Origin of the sequence: Bartonella sp. CL435QHHD (genome assembly GCF_042195095.1) — a bacterium.
Taxonomy (GTDB): domain Bacteria; phylum Pseudomonadota; class Alphaproteobacteria; order Rhizobiales; family Rhizobiaceae; genus Bartonella.
The window spans coordinates 1-22,278 of the sequence record NZ_JBHINS010000064.1 but is presented as its reverse complement, the minus strand read 5'-3'; the positions used below and the strand labels follow the sequence as shown (position 1 = coordinate 22,278).

Genomic DNA, 22,278 nt, shown 5'->3' with positions numbered 1-22,278 from the left:
ATAATCTTTTTGTGTTTTCAAATTTCTTCGTTTTTCAGAAGCAATTCCAAGTTCAGGCATATGCATATATTCAATATCAATATTGCTCACAGCTTTCTCTAATTGTCTTTTCGAAAATCCGTGTTTTCTACTTATTGGATTTTTACGAACATCACATAAAGTTTTGATATTGTTTTCTATGAGACAACTAAGATAATCCTCAAGGGACTTACCTTCATAGCCAATGGTAAAAAAACAAAATTCCTCATCTTTAGCAGGCTGTATGATAATATGTTTGGTGTTACACACGTTTAATTTCCTTAGTAAATGGGTGGGGGTGCTGGGAGGAGAGCACCCCCATAGGTTTTTTAAGCAGCTTTTGTCAAAATCTTTTGCATCTCTTGTTCTATTTCCCCTAAAAAGATTTCGACCGCTTTATTAATCTCTTCAATGTGTTTCTCATCGCGGTTGACGCGTTTGATTTTCATTCTCAAACCAGTAGATTTGCCTACAAAGTTTGGATTATAGCTCATGAAATCACACCATTTGCGTCCTGTACAAGCCATTTGGAATTGCATCTGTGCGTGATATTCTGGTTTGATTTCGTCATAAATAAAGAAGCGCAAATGCGTGGTTGATTGTGGACATTTGACTTCGATTAAACCGTCCTCTCCAATCAACCCATCAGGACTAGCCCCCGCCATTTCCATTTTTGGGTGTGGGATAAACCCGCATCTTGTGACATTGGTGTCATAAATGAATTCATATTCTCTCAAGGCATTCTCTTCATGTTCAATGCCCCATTGCATAGCAGGTGTTGTATAAGATTGGCTTATTTCCCCTATTAAGCGTTCTGTCATGAGTTTCGTTTTGTAATCTTCATATTTGCTTGTAGGCAAACCTTTAGCTGTCTTACTGAGTACGTTGTAAACATTAGATGCGGTGACTTTTCCTAAGCGCGCTTGAAACCATTCTGCTGTTCTTTGTTCCATCTCACACCGCCGTTTGTTGCTCTTGTGGTGGTAAGGATTGTTGTGCTTTATTCATTTGTGAACGTTGCTTTTTTTTCAAAGAAAACAAAGCGATTTGTGCGTGTTTATAAGACATATCTGTTAGATTTTTTGCTCCTACGAAAGAGATAAGCTTACTTTCTTCAGATTGTATTTTTTTAATTAATTCTTTGATTTCATTCATTTGTTCAGGAGATATACCTGCAAGAAGCGTGTTGCCATCTGTATCGTCTTCTTTTCTTGCAACATTAAGAAGCATGCCTAAGAGATATCTACGTGCGTAGGTGAGAGTAGAACCACCCGCTTGTATGTTATTTTTGCTCCCTGTAGCATCAAAAGGAAATGTTCCTTCTGTTGATATTTCATTGCCCGATATATGCTTTAAAGTCATTTCTACAGTTATGTCATTTGAACTCTGGTCTTTGATACGAGAAAACAAGGCAAAGTGATGTGTTGCAAGAGGTCCTTTGATAGCATCAATATATTTATCAAGCGTGGTACAGAGGCTTTTAGTATGTGTATTAATGGCGTTTTGTTCGATATTTTTGTATTCCATTTGCATAGCCGAAAGATCACGGACAAAGTTTTGGCGCTCTTGTCGTTTTATCTCTTGTTCTCGCAATTCAAGAAGACGCTTGAGACGATCCATATCGACATCATTTTCTAAAGCTCTTTCTAAAAGAAGCTCCATAGCTGTAGGTTTGATTTCACAATCGTTCGTTGTTTCCACTAATTCCGTTTGTGTGGTACTTAGTTCACTCATCTTGATTTCCTCCTATTTGAGCGAAATTCTCCTGTGGCGTGAATCACGCATGTTTTAAAAAGTTGTTTGTGTGGTTAGAAACGGCTTATAGAGACACTATAAGATTAGTAGTCGGTATTTTTTCATCTGGTTTGTTCTCTAGTTGAGGTGAGGTCAATATTATCAACATACCCATAAGCACCTGCATCATTGGCAATGTATATAGCATCGCAGTTACCAAAAACACGTACATCGCCGTAAACTTCTATATATCCATAAAAATGTATACTCTCGTAAACTTCTGCATTACCAAAAACTTGAACATTATCAGAAATTTGTGCATCATCATAAACACGGGCACCTTCATAAACCCATGCATTATCACCAACCCAGCAATCCCCTTCGTGACTTAAATTGCCCTCATGCTCTATAACCCCCCCTAAATCGCCTTTCTCGACGTTTCCAAAGTCTCGTAAGGCGCGAATGCGGTGGAGAGTTCTGCCATTAACTTCGATTGTTGCGTCTGTCAGTTCGTATTTCTTTTTTATCATAATAACCTCCTCTTAATGCATGCTTTGTCTTTTAAGCTCTTGAGACAGCACACCAATTCCTTTTGCTGTGACTTTTGCGCAAGGAATGACTTTTTCTATTCCATTTGCGGTTTTAAGTGTAATGGTTGGGCAATCCATAAGTTTCTTTTGGATTTTGTCTTGATAAGGAAGCAAATTTTCACCTGCTGCACGTCTATAAATCCACCCTTTTTGCTGTAAGAAGAGAATGAACTGTTTTGGTTGCATCTCGAGTATTTTAGCGGCTTCTGTAAGACCGAAGAGTCCATCATGGCGCTGTAAGCTTTCAAGAGCAGCTGCTTTTGGTTTAAGGATACTCACTTCACTTTTTAAGGTCTCTAATTGTGTGACGCTTTCTAAAAGAAGTTTCTTAACAAAGAGAGGATCTTCTAAAGCGTTTGCAAGGTCTAAAGGTTTCTTTGCACGCCGTTCACATTCAATAAAATATTGACGGGCTTGTTTACCTTTTTCATTACGCTCTACCATGGCGAGCTCTTTTGCCATGTCTAATGTGAGGTGATAGTCTATAGCTGTAACAGCTCTAGATTTTGCGCTCCCCAATTTTGGGGACCGCAAATCTTGTGTTTTTACAAAGTCTTGTCCTTCTATAAAATTGTATCTGGTAATACGGTCCTTAATCCAATTGGAAAAGTCACGTTTTGCCTCTAAGAATGCATGCAGATCACGTGCATTTACTGTCTGAATAGTTTCCTTATCAATGGTTTTTTCTTTAATCTCTATGAGAGTATTTATGATGAACTCCTTTCAAAAAGTTCATATTTTTCAGATGTTATAATAAGGCTTTTCATCATCACCCCCTTAATTAATGAAAACACAAGTTTTGGTATAATATTCTGCCATAGTTTCTATGGCGCTCTGCTTTAGCGATTTTACTTGCTGCGTGAATTTTGAAGTAATGATTATCGGTTTTATCTGTTTCTATTTCAGATTTTGGACAAATCTTCTGTCTGTTCCATTCTTGTTTTGTAAAAACCAAATCCACGCCTTCTTTTAGATCAAGCTTTTCAACACAATCATTAAACCAAGTGGAAAAATCTTGTTTCAAGTGTAAGTGCCTATGCATTACATGGGCATTGACCATTTGGACATAATCGATTTTGTCTTCTACCTCGTTTTCAGGTATGAGATATCCTTCACTATCTTTATTAGTGTCATGTGTGTTCATGAGTTTACTCTAATTAATTATTGATGGATTAAAGGGGGCGCTTTTAAATGCGCCCTTCAGAATTTAAAGCACATCACAAGGACGCAAACGGTGTTGTTGTTCGTAAGTACCGTAAATCTCATCATTATATTTTTCGTCTGCGATCTCGTCTAAAAGTCTATTGTAAACATCACTTTCACGTATAAAGTAATGAACCTCACTATCTTCATCGAGACGTTCAATATTTTCTTTTACATATGCCTCTGCGATCTCTTCAGAAATATCTTCACAGTTCTTTTCAGAAGGATTGATGCGAAAGATTTGGATTGCATCATCTGCCTCATCAACAATGCTTAGAATTTGGCTTTTATCCAGTGGTCCCGATCGACCAATGTTTTGATCATCACCATAGACAACTAATAAAATTTCATCAGAATTTATAAGAATTGGCTTATCCATAATTTCTCCTCCCTAACGCCTCTTGGCGATTGTTTGTGCGTGGTTTATGGATATATTAGTACACTATGCACGAAATACAGTCAAGTACATAATGTACTATTTTTTTAAAAAATAAAAAAATGACGAATCACGGCATAATTTAGAGAATCAAAAGTTTGCTGTTTACTGATAAAAATCAATCAAACTTGCTTCAATCTGTTGATGGCAATCTAATTGATAACGTGAACAGAGAATCGTATTATGTTTACATATCAAGAATAGTGCGCCGTACACGACCTATTATAGAGATAGCGCCTTCAAGTTTTGGAGCCTTTATTGTTTTGTCGTATGAAGCAGGCTGAAAAGGAGGATCATCATTAGGTCTATATCGTTTATATGTCGCTTGTCCAGATTCATCTGCAATTACATAGCAGGCATTAGGTACAAGTTTTTTGTCTCGCATATTTACAAATATTATAGAATCTGGAGGGCTAATTTTATTCATAGATGCGCCATCTACACGTAAAGCAATCCATTCACCGGCAGGAAGATTAACAGCCTCTGTCATAGGATAATCTGAAAAATCCATTATCCCATCTTGCTCACTTAGTTCTCCAGCGCTAATCCATGAAACGAGGGGAATACTTATATTGAGGTTAGGATTTTCTTGAGGAGACTCGCCATACAAAATCCACCCCGGATCTACATTAAATACTTGTCCATAGAGTTCGGCTATTTGGCGCGAAATACCACGATTTCCATTTTCGTGACTAATTAGGGTATTTTGATTAAGAGCTGGTATAGCGCGCGCAGCTTCGCTTGGTGTCGCATATCCAGCATTCTTACGCGCTATTTTAAGTCTATCTTTTGGCAAATAAGTCATTTGTACATTATCCACTATTTTTTTAATTCATTGTGTACGATTTTATCTTGATTTAAAATTGTACGTAATGTACTGCATGTGTCATGGTTAATGATTTTTATGTCAAAAGTTTGATTGAGTCTTTGGGATCTATACGCCAATTTGCAAAGGAAATTGGTTGTAGCTATGAGGCTGCGCGTAAAATGCGTGATCGCAATAGTATTTCTCCAAAATACTGGAATATAATTATTCAGTTGTCTAAAGTCAAAGGTCTATCTTGGGTTACGCTAGATTGGTTCCTACATAACTATGGGAGTAAATCCCATAGAGTTATTCGTCCAATGACAAAACGAAGAAAAGATACGCTTCATCTGGTGGAGAAAGTTAGTACACCAAATACATCACAAACAGTAATATCTTCTCAGAGTGCCGCCTCTACAGATAATAATGAACAGCAACAGCAGCATACACACTCTTAAAGAAGAAAGATTAGAGATGATAGATGTCCCACAGATCACTATAAGCAAAGTCCAGTTGATTGACCTTGTTAATAAGATTGGACAGAAAAACATATATTATGGTGTCGTTTCGACTCAAGATGCATATTTTGAAATAAGCACAGACCCCTCATCAACAGGTTGTCTTGTCTATATGCTGCATAGTATCTTTGCGCGTGATGATAGAAAATATTTTCCGTTATTGCCGTACGATGATTTTAATCAATGGTTTTTATCTGTGTTTACGCAAGCTTTTACAACTTGGTTTGATAATTATTTTTCTCAAGAGTTGTCTTCTTTTTATCGCTTAAATGAGCTGATCTTGTTTATAGCCTTAGTCAAAAATAGGCTTGATTTCTTAAGGGATAAACTCATCGAAAAAAGAAAAGAAGAAATCGAATTAATAAATGATGTGTGCAGTGTGTGTCTGAATTGAGTTAATCCAATTTTTTAAAACTTATAACTACGCGCTCTGTCATAGCGCACATATAAATACGTAGAGCCTTAAGGGGGGATTATGATCACTAACGCACAAACCATTTTATGTCTTGATCTAGGGACCAAGACAGGCTGGGCGATACGTGGTGCGGATGGTTTTATCACAAGCGATACAGAAGATTTTCAACCACGCCGTTTTGAAGGCGGTAGTATGCGTTATTTACGCTTTAAACTGTGGCTTACTGAACTAAAGAGGTCTGTTGATGAAATTGACGCAGTGTATTTTGAAGAGGTGCGCCGGCATGTGGATACAGACGCTTCTCATATTTACGGAGGCTTTCTAGCAACCTTAACAGCGTGGTGTGAACATCATCAGATACCATATGAAGGCATTCCTGTTGGCACAATTAAGAAGGCAACAACAGGAAAAGGCAATGCCTCAAAAGAAGAAATGATTAAGGCAGTATGTGCAAAAGGACATACGCCTAAAGACGACAACGAAGCAGATGCTTTAGCAATTTTATATTTAATGAAAGAAGGGAGGACACATGTCCAGTAAATTACCGTGGACGAGGCTGTTTGCAGATAGGTGGATTCTTGATCTTGCTTGTTTATCTCCCATTGAATGCAATGTTTATATAAAGTTGCGTTTGCAAATGCTTTATACTGGAGAACCGCTTTTAAATAACACGAAGGTCTGGGCTAATTACACTGGCTGTTCAGTAAAAATGTTTATTAAAGCGTTAGAAGTTTTAATAAGCATAGGTCATATCGAAAGTTTAGACGATGGATGTTTATGGAGTTTAAAAGTTGAAGAAGAACTCAATAACTCTAATGAAAGCTTAGATAAGGTATCGAAGACATCTCGGTCAAAGAAGTTCTCAGAGAGAGCAAAGAAAGCAGCGCAGGCAAGATGGGATAAACATACAAATGATGCTTGTGATGATGCTAAAGCCATGCTTAATGATGCTAAATCTGTTAAGTATGATGCTAAGAGTATGCTTAAGGATGCTAAGCATGATGCTTACGACATGCTTAATGATGCCTATATATATAACATAAACAATAACATTAACAGTTATAATAAAAAAACTAAAACTATCGTTTTAGCAAAAAAAGAAATTGGTTCTGAAGATTTAGAAACAATCGATTTGGTTGACGAGCCAACAGAGGTTGCTGCTGTTGAGAGCACATCAGAGCAAATCACAACGGGTGTAGAAAACCAACCTCCCTTTCACGAGCAAGAGAACGTTTCCCAAAAAGCAAAACGAGCGCAAGCTAATCGCGGCTGTCGATTGCCTACGGATTTTGAACCCGATTACGATTTTGCCATTGCAAAGGGCTTGCCTCCAGAGCGCGTGAAAGTCGAAATCGCAAAGTTTAGAGATTATTGGCGTTCAAAAGCCGGAGCAAATGCAACCAAAACCGATTGGCAAGCAACATGGCGTAACTGGGTGCGAAAGGCTATCGAGGATTTAGAAAAAACGAAAAACACGAATAACAATGGTGGAAACAATGGAAACTTTTCAAAAGATCAAAGAACTCGTGGTGGTACCGGAGAGACAATCCGTAATCTTATCGGTGCAACACAGCTTAGTGACACCTCTACAAGATACCGTGCAACAGATAGAGCAATGTGTAACTCTGGAGTTTCCATGGACCTTGAGAAATGGCATTCAATTGACAGCAACCCTAGAGAAACAAGCTTTAGAAGCTTATCAGACTGTTCAAAACTTACTTACCGTGAAAGCGTCTGTTGAAGACATAGCAGAGGCTCTTGATGTGCTTGAAGGTGGTTTGACAATGCAAAAAGTTTCAAATGTAGAAGCGCGTGCAAAGGCTTATATCGCAGCTCTTAACGGCATTTCACTCTGGTCTTTGTTGCAAGCTGTTAAAAATCTTATACGTGGAGAAGCTAAAGGCATGTCAACAACCTTTGTCCCCTCTTGTGCTGATCTTGCGCAGTATTGTCGTGATTTAGAAAGCAGGCTTTATGGTGTTGCTGAGAGAGTTTTTACAGCAGTTGAAAATACGCGTAACCTAGCCTTAGGAGGCAAGCGCATTTCATTCATGAGAATAGGCAAGCCTAGTGAAGAGTGTCATGACAGTAGCAATTCTAAAGCGGCTTAAAACAGCAAACTAGTGAAAAGTGCTGATCATTTTACGATTAGGTATGTGTTTAAATCGACAAAAAAGCACCTTACAAAGCGATTTAAAGATTTTATGATAGAATCAACATCTGCAATATAAAACGCTCTGTACGGTCAAATTTTAGGTAAATAGACCAATTGGTAAAATTATGGACTAAAAACATGAGAATATTAAAAGACCTGTTCTTAAAAAAGCGTAAACAACCCATGCAAAAAGAGTTTGTTGCAACAGCTGTTGGTTATGTTCCTTGGGGGGACGGAGCAGAGGAGTATTTTTACAACCTCTACGAATATGAAGATGGCACAAGAGAGTGTGAAAAGTTTGATGGCGGACAGTATTATACCACACCAGAAAATGCGGATTTTAGTACCAAAGCGCAAGTAAAAGCATGGGTTTACGGTGGGAATATTCCGAAAAGCGTTCTCAATTACGAACCTCTTATAGATGAGATCAATAAAGAGATCAAAAAATTATCGAAAACCGCAGGAAATAAATATGTTTACAGATAAGCAGCTAAGAGCCTTGTTTGGCATTATAACTTTTATATTTTTATGTTTTTTAGGAATTAAAAAAAATCCCTACTTTATTCAAAGTATTTTGATATTTGCATCTGTTTCTTTGGTAATAGTCACAGCGGTTTTTGCAATTTTATGCAATTCTCATATTCCTTTTGAGTTGCAGAACAATCCAAAATATAAAGATGATGATACAACGGGTTGGGTGAAACTAACACGTGATTTACAACAGTATATGCACCGACTTTTAAAACTAATAAGTGTAGCGCTTGTCGTTTTAATTTTCCCAAATAGTTATAAAGAAACTGTTTCTTTACCTTTCATTTCTAAGTACGTGGAGTACAAGCTTTCTTTTCCATTGGATACTGTACTTTGGTACTCAGATATTGCTCTTTGGTATTCCTTTTTAGTCTGTGTATTTTTCCTTATGTTACGTACACGCAGTTTAATAAACATATCTATTTACACACTACAGTGCTCAGTTAAAAAGCTATAGTAAAATTTCCGATTTTATAAAACTGTTTAGATTAAATGGCGTTGTCTCTTCTCAACGTTCATAGATGAAATCAACAAAAACATCAAAACATCATTGAAAAAGGCGCGTAACAATGACTCATGTTTGCTCACCATTGAGATATCCAGGCGGTAAGGCTGCACTGTATGGAAAAGTCAAAGAAATATTTGAGAAAAATGCATTAAATGGCTGTTCCTATAGAGAGCCATTTGCTGGCGGGTGCGGACTTGCTTTAAAGCTTCTTTTTAATGGTGATGTTAAAGATATTCACATTAACGATATTGATCTATTCATTTGGAGCTTTTGGTATTGCGTTTTGCACAAGACAAAAGAATTAATAGAAAAAATCAATATAACGACCATTAACTTAGAAGAATGGTACATACAAAAGAAATTTCTCCTGCAAGTGCAGATGTGCTTAGCGCAGGATTCGCAGCACTCTTTTTGAATCGCACAAATAGATCTGGAATTATTAAAAATGCTGGACCAATTGGAGAAAAAGGACAAAGCGGTACCTATAAAATAGATTGCCGATTTAACAAAGAGAATATAATTGAACGCATTCTTCGCATAAGTGAACAAAAAGATAGAATACATTTAACTCGTTTAAATGCACGGGAATTTTTGCTGCGTTATGGAACTGATGAAAACACCTTTTTTTTATATGGACCCTCCTTATTTTAAAAAAGGAAAAGGTCTTTATACTTGGTTTTACAAAGCTAATGATCACCACAATTTAGAGAATGTCATCTCCCAACATGTGACGGCACCTTGGCTAATTACTTATGACAACGTTGAAGAAATTAAATTTTTGTATAGGCAATATCTCTCAATAGAATTTAGCTTACAATATTCTCTACAAGAGAAAAGGAAAGCTACTGAACTGATGATTTTTTCACCAAAAATCAAAATGCCTCAATTCTTAGAAAAAAACACAATATCACGTCTTAAAGCAGCTTGATTGCATGAATAGGAGCTTTAATCACATGCTTACACCATTTGGCAAAACTTTACGCAAAATTCGCCTTGATCGCTTTGAAAGGCTCTTAGATATGGCTGATAAACTAGGCATCTCTGTAGCATTTTTATCTTCTGTTGAGATTGGCAAAAAATCTGTTCCAGTAGGAATGGAAGAAAAGATCATAAAGCTGTACGCTTTAGATCAAAACATGGCTTCTCTTTTAAGAAAAGAGGCTGACATTTGCCGAAAGAATTTTATAATGAATTCTTCTGATCCACTTAACCGTGAAATTATTAGCACGTTTGTTAGAAATTTTAAGTGTCTTTCACAACAAGATCTAACAGTGTTCAAGGAATTCATGGTGAGAACGGAAAAGAAACGCTGCTTGCAAAATAAAATACCTTGATCTCCTTATTTTATACACCGTAAACATAATTTTATATGTTAAAAAACAATAATATACTTTTGAAATAATTGAAAAAATAAGCAAATTATGCTAAGATTTTGTATATATAAATTGCTAATCTAATGGGGCTACAAATATGCTAAATAAAGTGACTTTAATCGGGCGCCTTGGTGCTAATCCCGAAAGCAAAACAATGAATTCTGGAGCAGAAGTGGTTAATTTTCGTATGGTAACTTCTGAAAGCTATACAGATAAAAATACACATCAAAAAGTAGAGAAGACTGAATGGCATTCTGTTATGATTTTTAATCCACATTTGGCAAAAATTGCACTTCAATATCTAAACAAAGGTTCAAAGGTTTACGTAGAAGGCAAATTACAGACACGCAAATGGCAAGATAAAAATGGGCATGACCGTTACACAACAGAGATTATTTTACCGCAATTCAAAGGCGAATTGTATTTGCTTGATGCAAAGAAAGATCAATCAGCATCCCCTACCCCTTCACCCATTACTTCTCAACATTATGCCATCGCTTCAGGTGCTGCTGATCATAGCACATCTCTTAATAATGCTATCCCATTCTGATTGAAAAAAAATATGACAAAAAGAAAAAAACGTGCAAAACGTGGTCGTCCACGGATTAAAGGATGTATCAGAGAACCAAACGGACGCATCTCACGAGCAAAAACACCGCATGAACCCATGGATAAATTGGCAATTGAAATGCGTGCCAAACGCTTTGGCTTGACCATAGAAGAGGCTAAAAGTCCGCTTTCCGGTACCTATATCGGGCGGCTTTATTTGCAAGGCGAAATCAATCAAGACCAATATGATGATGCGCAAAAATATCTTGAAGTGAAAAACAATTACCTATGTGCAAAAGGATTGCCTAATGCAATTTATGATAACTTTACTCCTTCATCAAATGAGGAGGCACAAAAACGGTGGATTGAAAGAGCAACTCATTGTTATGAAGAGACGAAAGAGGTTATCAAAGAAACACAACACCTCTATAGACAGTATAATCTTTATGCTGCATTACAATATCTTGTTATAGAAGATCAATCGCTAACACATCTTGTTAATTCTTTGCGTATTGTTCTTAATGCGCTTCATAAGCATTTTAGCCGTTAAAAAAGAATTGACATCAGATGAAAAATCATTAAAATGTGTAAATATTTACACATTTTAAGTTTAGGTAATGGAACAAGATAGCCGAAAAATCATTGCAAAATTAAAGCGTGATGGCTTTGAACTTATCAAAGTAAAAGGTTCTCATCATAAATTTAAAAAAGATGATAAGGTTGTTATCGTTCCACATCCTAAAAAAATCTTCCGATTGGTACAGCACGTTCTATCGCACAACAAGCAGGCTGGTTAAAAGAAGGAGAAGAAGAATGAAAAGATTTTTTGCTCTTGTTCATAAAGATGAAGACTCTGCTTTTGGTGTTCAGTTTCCTGATTTTGAGGAACTTTTTTCTGCTGCTGATGAGGAAGAAAATTTAATCGCAAATGCAACAGAAGCACTCCAACTTTATTGTGAAGATATAGATAGAGTGCCTATTCCTTCAAAATTTGAAGACGTCATACAACGGGAATCTGTCAAAACAGCTTTGTCAGAAGGAGCTTTTTTAATACAAGTCCCCTTTATTGAAAATGATGCAGAAGTGGTACGCACAAATATATCAATTGAACGAGGGCTTTTACGTGCAATTGATAATTGTGCACAAGAGAGAGGTTTAACAAGATCTGCTTTTTTGGCAACAGCAGCCCGTCACGAGCTTAATATTTAGCTCATCAATCTGGAAAAATTTCTCACTCTCGATTTTTTTTGCAAAAGCGTGTAATTGCATATGATCCGAAAACTATTAATGAAAATCAAAAGGCGGCAGGCAAACAAAACGCTATAGTTAAGAGGGATATAACTATCATTGATATTATATACATGGCATCTAATATTTCTGGACCTGTCATTGTCTTTCCCTCCTATAATAATTTCACAATAATTTATAAAATCTAAAATGTTTTAGAAAAATCTATATATTCTATTTTAAAATAAAAAATATAGATTTTTTTGTTGACATGGTGTAAAAAATAGTATTGAATGACAGCACGGCACTAGTTGAATTGCGTCTAAAATTCAAAAATATCCCTTAAAAATTCAGTAAAATGTGAACTTGAAATGTAGCTAGAAAGCCCTGTTTTCTTGCTAGTTCTGGCTAATCTATTTTTCAAATAACAAAAATTAATATTTGACTAATGATGTCATTAATTATGACTCAAAAGGAGCACTGATGAAAGCTGTCATCACTAAGCCAATGTGTGTTATTGGAGACAATAAAAGCACTGTTCGATTTGAACCATCAACACCCAATAATCCATTTGTTGAAGTTTCCAATCAAGTCTACGCACGTCTCAAGCGCGCTAATGCTATAAAACCTTTTGTTGGAGTCAAGACAACAGCAAAACCTGACAAGGCGGTTGAACAAATTAAGAAAATAGAACAAGAAGCTGTACAAACATCATCTGAACCAGTGACAGAGGAAACCTCACTCGAAAAACCAAAGGAATCTAAAACTTCCAAGTCATCAACACCTACCCCTAAAAAGGCTTAGACGTTGAAATTAATCATCCACCAAAAATGGTATCTTCAACAGGCAAAAGATACCTTCACCAGTCTTCAAGCACCACGCCTTAACTGGGCTCTGCGTAATGCTCTAAACACCGCAGCAAAACAAGTTGAACGCTTTACTGAAAAGCAAGTTGCGACATCTCATCTGCCCAATCAAAGCGTGTCAAAAAAGGGGGGGTATATTAAAGAAAAAGCGACAGCAAGGTTTCTCGAGACAGATATCATTGGTTCTGGAACACCGATACCTCTTAAATTTTTTCAAGCAAGAGAAACAAAATACAGCGTAACATACAAAATGTTTGGAAAGAAAGAAATCTTACCCCATGCTTTTATCAAAGGTGGGAATTTTCCAAAGCGTGTTGAATTGAAAATGGGAGGGAATGTGTTTCAAAGAGATGACGGAGATCAATTCCCCATTGCAAAACAAGAAGGACCTTCAATTGCTAAAGTGATGTCCAAACCAGAAATTGCAAGTGCTATTGTAAACGAAGCCAATGAAAGACTAATCAAAAACATACAGTACCAACTTGCTCGTCAAGAATATGCCGCCAATAAGAAAGCTAAATAATGTTCTTAAGCTATGTCAACACATTACTCACTTTAATTGTAATTTTTAAAGCAGATTATCACTTTCGTTTTGGTTTTTTTCAGAAAAAATACAATAAAATCAATGTAAAATCTACTTCCCAGCGGGTTGGATCTGTTGCGGGGCAGGCGAGCGCGAACTATCGCTAGCGACAGAATTTTCAATTTGACTGTACATTGTACACTTAACACATTGATAAATAACGAATTTAGTGTGTACAGTATGATATGTAAAATGTCTCCTTATCGCATTGAAGCCCGTTTTTCAGTTCGTGACGTAAAGCTTTCTTTATCCTGATACGCCGAAAACCCCATTCCTCAAGATGGGAAAAATATCAAGGCAAAGAGCAACTATGGATAAGAAGTATCGTGAGGGGATATCGGTTCGTGCGTTTACGAAGAGATGGGTGTTTCACATAATGCGGTGGTTTCTCGGATAAAGACAGGTAAATTTGATACGGCTCTTTTTGAAGATGGTTCTGTCAATGAAGCCCTTGCCACAGCCATCTGGAATGAGAATCCAACAAAGCGCCCTGCTTCACTTTTAGCGCCTGATGGACAACCGCGGACAAAGATCAAACAAGCTTCCACAGATGGAGCCAATGAATACAAGATAAAACTGGAGCGAATGCAAGTTGCGTTTGAAAGCGAAAAAATTGCCCTTGAACGACTACGCGAAACCACTGTTGATCGAGAAGAAATGAAAAGGCAGCTCGTGAGTTTGGAAGAGCGCACCGTAATGTCATATGTTGAATTTTCCTCATCGTTTTGGTGCAAGCATTGCTGCACAAGTTGGATGTGATACAGCCAGCCTTATTGGTGCTATTGATTACACTATGAGAACAGCTTTGCTTGAAGCGGTTAATATTCCAGTGCCTTGTCATGATCCACATTCTCCAGAGTTAGAGAACTTGCAAGAAACGAATAATGGATGACAATGCAGTCGAAGAATTTTTCGCCAATGCCAATGACGCATGACAACCAGACCCACCGTACAAGGTTTCGCAATGGGCGGGAATAGATACCTTAGCACCGTAGCAAGTGCTGAGCCTGGGCTTTGGAGAACAAAGCGTACCCCTTATTTGCGCGAAATCATGGATAACCTTTCCTCTTACGTGCCAATTGAAATAACAATTGTCATGAAAGGGACGCAGATCGGCATGTCAGAAGCAGAATTGAACTTTTGCGGTTATGCCATTCATTATAGTCCGGGACCTGCCCTTTATGTGACGCCAACGGTTGAGACAGCGAAGAAATTGTCCAAAACCCGTCTTGACCAAATGATTATGGCAAGCCCTGCTTTAAGCGAACGCATTGCCAAAAGTGATACGGTGAAATCAGAAGAAATCCAGAACCGTCGTGAATTTGGTATAGAAGATCAGTTAGAGACAGCAATGAAATATATTGCCAGAAAACAAAAGAAACTGATTTCTGGAATCGAATTGACATGGGAAAATATGCAGCTTGGCGCTGTTCAAGGTGTTGTCCTTGATGCTGACGGCTCGGTGATTGTCGATTGGTACAAAGAATGGGAAATCACACCACCAAAGCCCATTGACTTTAAACTAAATACAGAGACAACCAATGTTGCTGACCATGTTGATCAAGTCATTATGAGGATGATTGAGGCTTCAAAAGGAGCGTTTTCTGATCGTTCACGCATTATTGGGCTTTGTGGAAATGAATTCTTTTCCAAATTGAAAAACCATAAAACAATTCGTGAGACCTATTTAAACACAGCCTTAGCACAGACACTCAATAGCGCCGGAGGTGTTGCAACACCAAGTTCGATTGGCTCTGGGAGCTTTGGTAGTTTTGACTTTGCGGGTGTGACTTTCATTAATTACCGGAGTATTCACAACTATAATGTGAGTGCGAAGGCTGGAACAAAGCGCGCCATAGGCATTAAGCCTGATGAATGTCAATTCTTTCCTGTTGATGCGCCTGGTGTCTTCCAAAAAACCTTTGCTCCTGGTGAAAGCTTGGATTTTGCCAACACGGTTGGAAGACCTCTCTACACGATGCTTATCGTCGACCACGACCGTAATGCATGGGTAAAACGGAGGTCTATAGCTATCCGCTTTACATCTGTACACGCCCTGAAATGCTGTTTAAAGCAGTTATTGGAGCGAAATAACATGCGATGGCACGGGCTGCTAAACCAAATGGTTAAAGATGTAAGCAACACTTTTGGGCAGCCCATCATCTACACGCGAAAGGACAACCAGCAATCTTTTCGGATTACAGCGATTTACGGCATTAAGCATTCAGAATCGGACGCCGGTGGCAGAATCTCTACCACAATTGCAAGAAAGGAACTTGATCTTTGTATCAATGATATCGGGGGAATACCACCAAAACCGGAAGATAGTGTTATTGTGATGGTTCCTGAAAACAGCAAATCTTCCTCTTCTCAAGAGCACTTCACTGTCACAGATGCTCAAGCTTCAGAATCCGGTATGTATAAGCTTATCTTGCGAGAGAAAAAACAATGAGGAACCTTTGTCTTGTGTGTTTCAAAATCAATAAGGCTGCCCAAGAACCCGGATTACTGCTGCAAACCTTGGATTTGGAATAGCACTAAATCGGTAATTCCATGGTGCGCCGGTACGGTGACTGATGTGACATCCTTGGTATGTTATAGTTACTGATGCAATTCTTGCCCAAGTAGTCCTTTCATTATCTTCAGGGCTTTCAAATACAATAGCTTGATTTGTTACTAAAAGACGTCCTAAAATTGGATTCTTTTCGCCAATATCAAAGGTAACGCGTTCTTGAACTCCCAACAGTTTTTCATTTTGTACTAAACGATAATCATATTCACTTGCGTCAAGTTCTTGAAACATTTCACATGCTTCCTTAAAATTAGAGGGAGGAATATCTGATTGCCACAGAGCAACTTCTTGCTCAAAGCTTTTTTCCTTTTTTGTCTCACGATAGGCAATAATAACAAAAATTAAAACAATAAAAATGGGTACTAATAACCACGGCGTAATAGTTACTGTTACCACAATGCCTCCAATCAGTAGAGCACAAAGGAGAACGATCTGTACCCTCTTTTCTAACCGTTTTTTTTCAAGTTCCGGCGACATTTTATTAACAACTGATAAATCAGAAGAAAGATGGATATGGGGGGGAGGCATTAAAACCTGCTCTGAAACTTTTTCTTTAAAACGTTTGTTGCGTTTATCTTGCCAATGAACAAAAATAGACAATGCAATAAATGCAAAGAAAATTAACCTGAACCATCCCCAAAAACCTAGACCATCATTTTCGTCTGACTTTTTATCTTGAACATGGATACTTTGCTTATCAGTATTCTTAGGTAGTGCCTTTGTCACGCTTTCATTTTGAGTAGCAACATCTATTAATAAAGTCGAGGAGGAGGAAAAAATTTCATTATTGTACGCAACTTGATCTGGTTTGATTTTGTGAAAAAAAACGCACCTAATATTGCAGAGCCGAGAAATAATAAGACTCCAATACCAAGGGTTTTCAATCCATTTTTACGCCATTTTTTTATACACACTAAAACAAGTCCGACAACCATCACCGGTAACGACAACAAACATACGATCATCGCAATTGTATCAAGTATGTCGAGCATTATTGTCCCCTCCACTATAAATAAAAAACTAAGCTGGAAAATCTAAAGTGAGTCGACAAATAAAGTAAATATGTGCTTATGATTTTTAGAAAAAAGTGATATTATTACAGGAGTATGAATAATCGAAACAGTAACCTAACGAACACCTTAAATACTAAGCGAATAAGCTACCGAGATAGTTTATTTTCGCACATTAAAGGCTTTGACTCATTGTATGTTACTCGCATATAGTGATCTTGTGGGGTGTGGTTATGCTATAAAACACCTTCATAGGAAAGCATAACGATGGACTTACTACCGTGTTTTTCAGTGCTCGGCACTTTCTAATTAAAGAGTCAATGAAAAACATCTAAGTAGTAAGGAGTTCATTATGAATACTCTATAGAAATTAAAGAACAAACTATTGGCCAAGAAACAATTCAAACTGTTAACGCGCGTGATTTGCATGCGTTTTTGGAAATAAAGTCTGAATTTAGAAATTGGATTAAAAATCGCATTAAAGAATGTAAATTTCAGGAAAATATAAACTTTATAACGCTTACTAAAAATTTAGTAAGCGGTGGAAAGGTAAAATAATACCACATTACGTTAGACATAGCTAAACATCTTTCGATGATAGAGCGTAATGATAAAGGGCATGAAGCACGTCAATACTTTAACAAATGTGAACGGCTTTTGAAACAAGTAGTGACACCACAAGTTGACTACTCCAAACCTGAAGCATTACTTGGTGTCTTGAATCACCTACAAAATCAAATAGAGCAGAAAGATCATGTTATTGCTGAATTAGCACCAAAAGCAGAAGCACTTGATGGTTTAAAACGCTCTGATGGTTTGTTTGGTCTTATTGAAGCAGAAAAGATGTTAGAGGTACGACCTAAGGACTTAACTGATTACTTGCGTAAACATGATTGGGTGTATCGACGGGCTCCAGGGGCGCCTCTGTTACCTTATCAGGCAAGATCAAGAAAGGATTTATGGATTGTCCTGCTATCACCATTCAAAGACCGGATGGTACAGTAAAGGTGCTGCCTTCAACGAAAATCACATCCAGAGGATTAGTATGTTTAAGAGAGCAAATCTTTTGGGGGGGGCAATGAATACCAGTATCGATTTTTTGTGCGATTTATGGATGGCATTGTTTTAATTTTCTGATCGTGATGATGTCGAAGATAAAGCTTTTAATGCTCTCATTGAGACCATGGATGCAATAGAAAAAGCTTTGATTTTAAAACTTCAAGATGAGGTGCCGAATATTACAAAGATTCTTGCAGTTCTTACAGGTTTTGGAACTTCAGAACTACCGCATAGCATGAATCCGTTATTGCAAGCTTATGCTCCTACTTTGGAAAGTCCTGTTGTAAAAGCTGCTTAACTTAAAAACACAACTCCCCTCCCTGTTCTTAAAATGGGGAGTGGTTAAACCCTACATTCAAATTTATTGATTTTGGCAAATTCGTCTGCTTTTTCAGTTTGTAATATACTAACGTCATAAGCAGCTTGCATGTTAAGCCAAAATTCAGCAGTAGTATCAAAAAAATAGGCTAATCTTAGTGCTGTATCGGGAGTCACTGGACTATTTTCAGCAACAATACGTTCTATTCTCGTACGTGGAACATTTAATGCTTTTGCAAGAGCATAAGCAGAGAGAGCATATTCTTTTAAATATTCCTCTCGTAAAATTTCTCCGGGATGAATCGCTATATAATTTTTCATCTCGACCTCCTACAGATCAATGATAATCTACGATTTCAACTTCATAGGCGCCATTAGAGCGCCATTCAAAACAAATACGAAACTGGTCATTAATACGGATAGAATATTGACCTTTACGCTCTCCTTTCAATGCTTCTAGACGATTTCCCGGAGGACTACGCAAATCTTTAAGATCAACTGCTTTATCGAGCATAAACAATTTTCTTTGGGCTATACGCACTAGAGTGGTGGGAAAGCCTCTGGGCGGATTGCCTTCTAAAAGATCTTTACACCGCTTATCAGCAAAAGATTCAATCACCAAATCACCTTTATTCGTTCTTTTACGTATCATAACACGATACCAACATAAAGAAAAGGATAAATGTTAAATAACAGGAGCCCCCATGCATCCGAGAGAAACGATAAGGGAAAGCTTTGTTGCTTTGATAAAGGCAGCAAAAACAGCAGCTGGTGACAATGTTTTCAATATGCGTGATTTCAACTTCTCCCCTGAAAACACGCCTGCAATTAACATTTTCACACAAAGTGAAACGATTAAAGATGGGCAAGATTATGGAATAAGGCGGCGTGTTTTAACGCTAGATGTTGAATGTTATGCGACATGTGAAGATGGTGCACGCTTTGTTGACCAATTAGCATGGGAAGTTGAGGAGGTTTTCTACGCTAATCCCAATCTCAACAACACAGTTGAGACATGCCGCCTGCAAAATATTGCTTTTGCCTTTGGTGATAATGGCGCCCTAGCGCTCCATGGTGCAATTTTAACCTTTGAAGTCATTTATGTGACAAATATCCCCAACATGGATGAAGAAGAAGGCAGTGTAACAGCAAAACTCGTTGAACCTTTCTTAAGCTTTGAACCAGAAACAGGCGTGAGAAATAAAGATAAATACCATAAAATTGAAGGTGGACATGTTAGAGCGACGCGATAAAGAAATCACAGATCTAAAGAGACGTGTGGCCAATATGGTTGTGGTGGGAAAAATTAGCCATGTCGACCATAAAAACGCACGCTATCGGGTAAAAAGTGGCAATCTTGTCAGTGACTGGATTCCAGACACACAAGCCCGCGCCGGTAAAACACGCTCTTATGAAGGGCGTGATGTTGGAGAGCAAGTGATTGTTGTTTCGTCATCCGGAGATTTATCACAAGGGGTGATTGTGGGTTCCATTCATACAGATGCTAATCAAGCAGCCGATAAGGGCAGCATTCACCGAACGATATACCCTGATGGCACCAGCCTTGAATATGATGATGAACAAAATACTTATGGAATTCACATCAAATCCGGCGGAAAATTTATCCTGACAATCGCTGATGGTGTGTCACTAAAAGGTGATGGTGGCAAGCTAGAGCTTACCGCACCGGAAGGCATAAAGATTGTTTCAGAAAGCGATATAAATTTAAACGCAAAAGGCGGCATCTCTTTGAAGGCAGGTGGTGGCATTTCACTGAATTCGAATGATAGTCTCTCTCTTCATTCTGGGAATAATGTTTCCATTCACTCAAGTGGATTAAGACATAACGGCACCAATGTAGGAGCAACCCATGTTCATGGCGGTGTTTATTCTGGTGGCGCGATGACTGGAGGTCCCAATTGAACAGTGGAATGGACCGTACAACAGGAAAGCCATTAACCGGAATTGATCATTTGCGCCAATCAATCCTTGACATTTTGTCAACGCGGATTGGTTCGCGTGTAATGCGGCGTGACTATGGTTCACGCGTTGCTGAACTCATTGATGCACCGGTTAATAATGCTTTTGCTGTTGCCCTTTATGCTGCTGTTGCTGAGGCTTTAGACAAGTGGGAACCGCGTTTTAAATTGAAAAAAATTGATTTTAAATGGAGTGAGACTGGACAAGTTTCTTTGTCCTTTGAAGGCATTTATTTGCCATCCGGCAAGCCCATTACCATGGAAGGATTACTGATAAAATGAATGGAGTGCTTGCAAAACCCGAAATCATCACAGAACTTTCTTTTGAAGAAATACGCGCTGCTGCTCTTGCCCATTTAAAAGAGCTTTTGCCGGAATATACATTTTTGGAAAGTGATCCAGCCGTAAAAGTCATAGAGGCTTTTAGCTATCGAGAACTGCTTTTAAGACAGCGTATTAACGAAGCGGCACGCAACAACATTCTTGATTTTGCAACCGGTGAATCTCTTGACGCTTTGGGAAACTGGCATGGTCTTGCCCGCATGGAGGGTGAAAGTGACGAGAGATATCGTGAACGCATAGAGCTTCATACCCGTGGTGGCAATGGTAGCGGGACAGAGCCCTATTACAAACTTATCGCCTTAACAGCAGATAGTCGTGTTAAGGATGCGATTATTTATCGTAAAGGCAAAGACCCAACCATCTATGTTGCTCTTTTTGGTAATAATGAAGAAGGAACGGCATCTGAAGATCTCATACAAACAGTCTCAGAAGCTCTTCACAGAAAAAATATCATCATGACCAATGATACAATCATTGTTCACGCTGCTGTCAAAAAAGTGCTGGATTTAGAAGCAGATGTTTGGCTGTTACCAGAAACATCTTTGAAAATTCTCACAACAATGGAAACAAATTTAAGAGCAGCATGGAGACAAGAACAAGCCATTGGTCGTGAATTAAGTTTATCGTGGTGGATTTCAAAACTAATGATTTCTGGTGTCCAAAAAGTCATTGCCATTACCCCAACACAAGACAGTATGGTTTGTGATGAAGAAATTTTATCGATTGGAAAAATCACCTTAAACTTCAAAGGACGTGCCCGCTAATGGTTGGTTCCCTCCTTCCCACAAACGCGACAGAATTTGAAAAGCGCCTTGCCGATGCTTGCGATTTTCATCAAGATATTGATGGTTCTGTTTTGGGGATTTCACGCGCAAAACTGATCACACGCCCTCCCCGTTTCTTGCCGTGGCTCATTGAAGAATACGGGCTTGGTGAACTGACACCTTATGTTCCAAACCTCTATGATTTGATTGATCAAGGGCTTCAATGGCAGAGGATACGTGGCTCCCTTGCGGCAATAGAGATAGGGCTTGAATGGCTAGAGATTACAGCACGCTTTCAACCCGCCTGGACGGGGCGCGCATGGTGGAACTCCTTTCAACTTGATTTTGATCAGTTGCCTGAACGCAAAAGCCTTGAAGCCATTGAAGCGATTACCGACCTTTCCAAAAGTTTGCGCTCTGATTTTCGTCGTGGGACCTATGGTTATGATGTGCAAGCTGTTGAATGCAATATGTCACGGCTTGATGACAGCATGTTGGAGTATGAAAGCGGTGTTCGCTTAACAGCTGGGGGCACTTTGTTTTCCTTTGGGCGCACAACAGAAATCAATCATACCCTCACAAAAGAAGAAGGCAAGCTTATTGGCAACTGGATTGATGACTTTGACGAGGAGTTAAGCTGGAACCTTATTGATTATCCATGGGACATGGCAAATTTTCCGTGGTGTTCGGTCAAAAAACATGAACGCGATATACTCATGGCAG

The 22,278-nt window shown here is 38.3% G+C and carries 32 protein-coding genes and 7 pseudogenes; 27 read left to right on the top strand and 12 right to left on the bottom strand.

The window, feature by feature from the left end; all coding sequences use genetic code 11:
• From ACFILH_RS04700 to ACFILH_RS04665, 8 genes are all read right to left on the bottom strand, one after another.
• The coding region (locus tag ACFILH_RS04700) for a DUF488 family protein (RefSeq protein WP_375667447.1) at nucleotides 1-288 on the bottom strand (288 nt) is incomplete at its 3' end.
• 59 nt (nucleotides 289-347) lie between these two features.
• Entirely contained in the window at nucleotides 348-971 is a 624-nt protein-coding gene (locus ACFILH_RS04695) for a lambda exonuclease family protein (protein WP_375659983.1), read from the bottom strand.
• A gap of 1 nt (nucleotide 972) precedes the next feature.
• The gene (locus ACFILH_RS04690; protein ID WP_375631107.1) at nucleotides 973-1,752 is read right to left on the bottom strand and encodes an ERF family protein; all 780 of its coding nucleotides are present in this window, start codon (nucleotides 1,750-1,752) and stop codon (nucleotides 973-975) included.
• 122 nt (nucleotides 1,753-1,874) lie between these two features.
• Nucleotides 1,875-2,282 (bottom strand): hypothetical protein, encoded by a 408-nt coding sequence (locus ACFILH_RS04685; RefSeq protein WP_375667446.1) that lies wholly within the window; start codon nucleotides 2,280-2,282, stop codon nucleotides 1,875-1,877.
• Nucleotides 2,283-2,294: 12 nt separating this feature from the next.
• Nucleotides 2,295-3,053, bottom strand: coding sequence for an antA/AntB antirepressor family protein (locus ACFILH_RS04680; protein ID WP_375660009.1), 759 nt, complete (start codon nucleotides 3,051-3,053; stop codon nucleotides 2,295-2,297).
• Between the two features lie 70 nt (nucleotides 3,054-3,123).
• The gene (locus tag ACFILH_RS04675) at nucleotides 3,124-3,486 is read right to left on the bottom strand and encodes an antA/AntB antirepressor family protein (protein ID WP_273791004.1); all 363 of its coding nucleotides are present in this window, start codon (nucleotides 3,484-3,486) and stop codon (nucleotides 3,124-3,126) included.
• A 63-nt stretch (nucleotides 3,487-3,549) separates the two neighbouring features.
• Nucleotides 3,550-3,924 (bottom strand): hypothetical protein, encoded by a 375-nt coding sequence (locus tag ACFILH_RS04670; RefSeq protein WP_375637865.1) that lies wholly within the window; start codon nucleotides 3,922-3,924, stop codon nucleotides 3,550-3,552.
• A 244-nt stretch (nucleotides 3,925-4,168) separates the two neighbouring features.
• Entirely contained in the window at nucleotides 4,169-4,786 is a 618-nt protein-coding gene (locus tag ACFILH_RS04665; protein WP_273791002.1) for a S24 family peptidase, read from the bottom strand.
• Nucleotides 4,787-4,869: 83 nt separating this feature from the next.
• Between ACFILH_RS04665 and ACFILH_RS04660 the strand changes: the two genes are divergently transcribed.
• From ACFILH_RS04660 to ACFILH_RS04565, 20 genes and pseudogenes are all read left to right on the top strand, one after another.
• Complete coding sequence (locus ACFILH_RS04660) at nucleotides 4,870-5,244, top strand: hypothetical protein (RefSeq protein WP_273791001.1); 375 nt, start codon at nucleotides 4,870-4,872, stop codon at nucleotides 5,242-5,244.
• Nucleotides 5,245-5,260: 16 nt separating this feature from the next.
• A complete protein-coding gene (locus ACFILH_RS04655; RefSeq protein ID WP_375667445.1) occupies nucleotides 5,261-5,698 on the top strand; it encodes a hypothetical protein in 438 nt (145 codons plus the stop codon).
• An 81-nt stretch (nucleotides 5,699-5,779) separates the two neighbouring features.
• Entirely contained in the window at nucleotides 5,780-6,259 is a 480-nt protein-coding gene (locus ACFILH_RS04650; RefSeq protein WP_375667444.1) for a crossover junction endodeoxyribonuclease RuvC, read from the top strand.
• On the top strand, nucleotides 6,249-7,460 hold the full coding sequence (locus ACFILH_RS04645; protein ID WP_375637867.1) for a hypothetical protein: 1,212 nt from the start codon (nucleotides 6,249-6,251) through the stop codon (nucleotides 7,458-7,460). The genes ACFILH_RS04650 and ACFILH_RS04645 overlap by 11 nt, the downstream gene beginning before the upstream one ends.
• Nucleotides 7,444-7,830: a hypothetical protein gene (locus tag ACFILH_RS04640; RefSeq protein WP_273754097.1), complete on the top strand. Its 387-nt coding sequence runs from the start codon at nucleotides 7,444-7,446 to the stop codon at nucleotides 7,828-7,830. The genes ACFILH_RS04645 and ACFILH_RS04640 overlap by 17 nt, the downstream gene beginning before the upstream one ends.
• Before the next feature lie 182 nt (nucleotides 7,831-8,012).
• Nucleotides 8,013-8,360, top strand: coding sequence for a hypothetical protein (locus ACFILH_RS04635; RefSeq protein WP_375624113.1), 348 nt, complete (start codon nucleotides 8,013-8,015; stop codon nucleotides 8,358-8,360).
• The gene (locus tag ACFILH_RS04630; RefSeq protein ID WP_375667442.1) at nucleotides 8,347-8,862 is read left to right on the top strand and encodes a hypothetical protein; all 516 of its coding nucleotides are present in this window, start codon (nucleotides 8,347-8,349) and stop codon (nucleotides 8,860-8,862) included. Before ACFILH_RS04635 ends, ACFILH_RS04630 begins: the two co-directional genes overlap by 14 nt.
• Nucleotides 8,863-8,974: 112 nt before the next feature.
• Nucleotides 8,975-9,328 carry a DNA adenine methylase gene (locus ACFILH_RS04625; protein WP_273790995.1) on the top strand — a complete coding sequence of 118 codons (354 nt, stop codon included), beginning with the start codon at nucleotides 8,975-8,977 and terminating at the stop codon, nucleotides 9,326-9,328.
• Nucleotides 9,329-9,523: 195 nt separating this feature from the next.
• Nucleotides 9,524-9,841, top strand: a complete 318-nt coding sequence (locus ACFILH_RS04620) for a hypothetical protein (protein WP_375667441.1) — start codon at nucleotides 9,524-9,526, stop codon at nucleotides 9,839-9,841.
• Nucleotides 9,842-9,866: 25 nt separating this feature from the next.
• Nucleotides 9,867-10,247, top strand: a complete 381-nt coding sequence (locus ACFILH_RS04615; RefSeq protein ID WP_375631775.1) for a helix-turn-helix domain-containing protein — start codon at nucleotides 9,867-9,869, stop codon at nucleotides 10,245-10,247.
• 136 nt (nucleotides 10,248-10,383) lie between these two features.
• On the top strand, nucleotides 10,384-10,836 hold the full coding sequence (gene ssb, locus ACFILH_RS04610; protein WP_375631773.1) for a single-stranded DNA-binding protein: 453 nt from the start codon (nucleotides 10,384-10,386) through the stop codon (nucleotides 10,834-10,836).
• 12 nt (nucleotides 10,837-10,848) lie between these two features.
• Entirely contained in the window at nucleotides 10,849-11,385 is a 537-nt protein-coding gene (locus ACFILH_RS04605) for a hypothetical protein (protein ID WP_375660213.1), read from the top strand.
• A gap of 67 nt (nucleotides 11,386-11,452) precedes the next feature.
• A pseudogene (locus ACFILH_RS04600) lies at nucleotides 11,453-11,652 on the top strand (type II toxin-antitoxin system HicA family toxin).
• A complete protein-coding gene (locus ACFILH_RS04595) occupies nucleotides 11,649-12,044 on the top strand; it encodes a type II toxin-antitoxin system HicB family antitoxin (RefSeq protein ID WP_273790990.1) in 396 nt (131 codons plus the stop codon). The pseudogene ACFILH_RS04600 and the gene ACFILH_RS04595 overlap by 4 nt, the downstream one beginning before the upstream one ends.
• Before the next feature lie 501 nt (nucleotides 12,045-12,545).
• A complete protein-coding gene (locus ACFILH_RS04590; RefSeq protein ID WP_375667439.1) occupies nucleotides 12,546-12,866 on the top strand; it encodes a hypothetical protein in 321 nt (106 codons plus the stop codon).
• Between the two features lie 3 nt (nucleotides 12,867-12,869).
• A pseudogene (locus ACFILH_RS04585) lies at nucleotides 12,870-13,451 on the top strand (hypothetical protein).
• Between the two features lie 370 nt (nucleotides 13,452-13,821).
• Nucleotides 13,822-14,403, top strand: a pseudogene (locus ACFILH_RS04580) (hypothetical protein).
• Nucleotides 14,396-14,835, top strand: a pseudogene (locus ACFILH_RS04575) (phage terminase large subunit family protein); the annotation flags it as partial. The pseudogenes ACFILH_RS04580 and ACFILH_RS04575, both read left to right, overlap by 8 nt.
• A pseudogene (locus ACFILH_RS04570) lies at nucleotides 14,815-15,468 on the top strand (major capsid protein); the annotation flags it as partial. The pseudogenes ACFILH_RS04575 and ACFILH_RS04570, both read left to right, overlap by 21 nt.
• 138 nt (nucleotides 15,469-15,606) lie before the next feature.
• Complete coding sequence (locus tag ACFILH_RS04565) at nucleotides 15,607-15,963, top strand: hypothetical protein (protein ID WP_273790987.1); 357 nt, start codon at nucleotides 15,607-15,609, stop codon at nucleotides 15,961-15,963.
• Between the two features lie 27 nt (nucleotides 15,964-15,990).
• Here ACFILH_RS04565 and ACFILH_RS04560 read toward each other — a convergent pair whose 3' ends face one another.
• Together ACFILH_RS04560 and ACFILH_RS04555 are read right to left on the bottom strand one after the other, a co-directional pair.
• Nucleotides 15,991-16,809, bottom strand: coding sequence for a hypothetical protein (locus tag ACFILH_RS04560; RefSeq protein ID WP_375667438.1), 819 nt, complete (start codon nucleotides 16,807-16,809; stop codon nucleotides 15,991-15,993).
• Nucleotides 16,810-16,835: 26 nt separating this feature from the next.
• On the bottom strand, nucleotides 16,836-17,075 hold the full coding sequence (locus ACFILH_RS04555) for a hypothetical protein (protein ID WP_375667437.1): 240 nt from the start codon (nucleotides 17,073-17,075) through the stop codon (nucleotides 16,836-16,838).
• Between the two features lie 381 nt (nucleotides 17,076-17,456).
• Here ACFILH_RS04555 and ACFILH_RS04550 point away from each other — a divergent pair.
• Both ACFILH_RS04550 and ACFILH_RS04545 read left to right on the top strand, forming a co-directional pair.
• Nucleotides 17,457-18,175 (top strand): annotated as a pseudogene (locus tag ACFILH_RS04550) (antA/AntB antirepressor family protein).
• A pseudogene (locus ACFILH_RS04545) lies at nucleotides 18,172-18,450 on the top strand (hypothetical protein). Before ACFILH_RS04550 ends, ACFILH_RS04545 begins: the two co-directional pseudogenes overlap by 4 nt.
• 44 nt (nucleotides 18,451-18,494) lie before the next feature.
• On the opposite strand, the gene ACFILH_RS04540 reads toward ACFILH_RS04545, so the two are convergent.
• Together ACFILH_RS04540 and ACFILH_RS04535 are read right to left on the bottom strand one after the other, a co-directional pair.
• On the bottom strand, nucleotides 18,495-18,791 hold the full coding sequence (locus ACFILH_RS04540) for a HigA family addiction module antitoxin (protein ID WP_004861504.1): 297 nt from the start codon (nucleotides 18,789-18,791) through the stop codon (nucleotides 18,495-18,497).
• A 16-nt stretch (nucleotides 18,792-18,807) separates the two neighbouring features.
• Nucleotides 18,808-19,122, bottom strand: a complete 315-nt coding sequence (locus ACFILH_RS04535) for a type II toxin-antitoxin system RelE/ParE family toxin (RefSeq protein WP_273790985.1) — start codon at nucleotides 19,120-19,122, stop codon at nucleotides 18,808-18,810.
• Nucleotides 19,123-19,174: 52 nt separating this feature from the next.
• Here ACFILH_RS04535 and ACFILH_RS04530 point away from each other — a divergent pair, with 52 nt between their 5' ends.
• The 5 genes from ACFILH_RS04530 to ACFILH_RS04510 all read left to right on the top strand — a co-directional run.
• A complete protein-coding gene (locus tag ACFILH_RS04530) occupies nucleotides 19,175-19,723 on the top strand; it encodes a hypothetical protein (protein ID WP_375667436.1) in 549 nt (182 codons plus the stop codon).
• A complete protein-coding gene (locus tag ACFILH_RS04525) occupies nucleotides 19,704-20,393 on the top strand; it encodes a phage baseplate assembly protein V (RefSeq protein ID WP_375667434.1) in 690 nt (229 codons plus the stop codon). Before ACFILH_RS04530 ends, ACFILH_RS04525 begins: the two co-directional genes overlap by 20 nt.
• Entirely contained in the window at nucleotides 20,390-20,731 is a 342-nt protein-coding gene (locus ACFILH_RS04520; protein WP_375643690.1) for a GPW/gp25 family protein, read from the top strand. The genes ACFILH_RS04525 and ACFILH_RS04520 overlap by 4 nt, the downstream gene beginning before the upstream one ends.
• Entirely contained in the window at nucleotides 20,728-21,555 is an 828-nt protein-coding gene (locus tag ACFILH_RS04515; protein WP_375654639.1) for a baseplate J/gp47 family protein, read from the top strand. The genes ACFILH_RS04520 and ACFILH_RS04515 overlap by 4 nt, the downstream gene beginning before the upstream one ends.
• Nucleotides 21,555-22,278 (top strand): phage tail protein (locus tag ACFILH_RS04510; RefSeq protein ID WP_375667433.1); only part of this gene is annotated, 724 nt, incomplete at its 3' end. The genes ACFILH_RS04515 and ACFILH_RS04510, both read left to right, overlap by 1 nt.

Excerpts from the sequence above, each read along its gene's own strand:
- ACFILH_RS04695 (WP_375659983.1), bottom strand. The coding sequence starts at position 971 with ATGGAACAAAGAACAGCAGAATGGTTTCAAGCGCGCTTAGGAAAAGTC.
- ACFILH_RS04690 (WP_375631107.1), bottom strand. The coding sequence starts at position 1,752 with ATGAGTGAACTAAGTACCACACAAACGGAATTAGTGGAAACAACGAAC.
- ACFILH_RS04685 (WP_375667446.1), bottom strand. The coding sequence starts at position 2,282 with ATGATAAAAAAGAAATACGAACTGACAGACGCAACAATCGAAGTTAAT.
- ACFILH_RS04675 (WP_273791004.1), bottom strand. The coding sequence starts at position 3,486 with ATGAACACACATGACACTAATAAAGATAGTGAAGGATATCTCATACCT.
- ACFILH_RS04670 (WP_375637865.1), bottom strand. The coding sequence starts at position 3,924 with ATGGATAAGCCAATTCTTATAAATTCTGATGAAATTTTATTAGTTGTC.
- ACFILH_RS04665 (WP_273791002.1), bottom strand. The coding sequence starts at position 4,786 with ATGACTTATTTGCCAAAAGATAGACTTAAAATAGCGCGTAAGAATGCT.
- ACFILH_RS04660 (WP_273791001.1), top strand. The coding sequence starts at position 4,870 with ATGGTTAATGATTTTTATGTCAAAAGTTTGATTGAGTCTTTGGGATCT.
- ACFILH_RS04655 (WP_375667445.1), top strand. The coding sequence starts at position 5,261 with ATGATAGATGTCCCACAGATCACTATAAGCAAAGTCCAGTTGATTGAC.
- ACFILH_RS04650 (WP_375667444.1), top strand. The coding sequence starts at position 5,780 with ATGATCACTAACGCACAAACCATTTTATGTCTTGATCTAGGGACCAAG.
- ACFILH_RS04645 (WP_375637867.1), top strand. The coding sequence starts at position 6,249 with ATGTCCAGTAAATTACCGTGGACGAGGCTGTTTGCAGATAGGTGGATT.
- ACFILH_RS04635 (WP_375624113.1), top strand. The coding sequence starts at position 8,013 with ATGAGAATATTAAAAGACCTGTTCTTAAAAAAGCGTAAACAACCCATG.
- ACFILH_RS04630 (WP_375667442.1), top strand. The coding sequence starts at position 8,347 with ATGTTTACAGATAAGCAGCTAAGAGCCTTGTTTGGCATTATAACTTTT.
- ACFILH_RS04625 (WP_273790995.1), top strand. The coding sequence starts at position 8,975 with ATGACTCATGTTTGCTCACCATTGAGATATCCAGGCGGTAAGGCTGCA.
- ACFILH_RS04620 (WP_375667441.1), top strand. The coding sequence starts at position 9,524 with ATGAAAACACCTTTTTTTTATATGGACCCTCCTTATTTTAAAAAAGGA.
- ACFILH_RS04615 (WP_375631775.1), top strand. The coding sequence starts at position 9,867 with ATGCTTACACCATTTGGCAAAACTTTACGCAAAATTCGCCTTGATCGC.
- ssb (WP_375631773.1), top strand. The coding sequence starts at position 10,384 with ATGCTAAATAAAGTGACTTTAATCGGGCGCCTTGGTGCTAATCCCGAA.
- ACFILH_RS04605 (WP_375660213.1), top strand. The coding sequence starts at position 10,849 with ATGACAAAAAGAAAAAAACGTGCAAAACGTGGTCGTCCACGGATTAAA.
- ACFILH_RS04595 (WP_273790990.1), top strand. The coding sequence starts at position 11,649 with ATGAAAAGATTTTTTGCTCTTGTTCATAAAGATGAAGACTCTGCTTTT.
- ACFILH_RS04590 (WP_375667439.1), top strand. The coding sequence starts at position 12,546 with ATGAAAGCTGTCATCACTAAGCCAATGTGTGTTATTGGAGACAATAAA.
- ACFILH_RS04565 (WP_273790987.1), top strand. The coding sequence starts at position 15,607 with ATGCGATGGCACGGGCTGCTAAACCAAATGGTTAAAGATGTAAGCAAC.
- ACFILH_RS04555 (WP_375667437.1), bottom strand. The coding sequence starts at position 17,075 with ATGCTCGACATACTTGATACAATTGCGATGATCGTATGTTTGTTGTCG.
- ACFILH_RS04540 (WP_004861504.1), bottom strand. The coding sequence starts at position 18,791 with ATGAAAAATTATATAGCGATTCATCCCGGAGAAATTTTACGAGAGGAA.
- ACFILH_RS04535 (WP_273790985.1), bottom strand. The coding sequence starts at position 19,122 with ATGATACGTAAAAGAACGAATAAAGGTGATTTGGTGATTGAATCTTTT.
- ACFILH_RS04530 (WP_375667436.1), top strand. The coding sequence starts at position 19,175 with ATGCATCCGAGAGAAACGATAAGGGAAAGCTTTGTTGCTTTGATAAAG.
- ACFILH_RS04525 (WP_375667434.1), top strand. The coding sequence starts at position 19,704 with ATGTTAGAGCGACGCGATAAAGAAATCACAGATCTAAAGAGACGTGTG.
- ACFILH_RS04515 (WP_375654639.1), top strand. The coding sequence starts at position 20,728 with ATGAATGGAGTGCTTGCAAAACCCGAAATCATCACAGAACTTTCTTTT.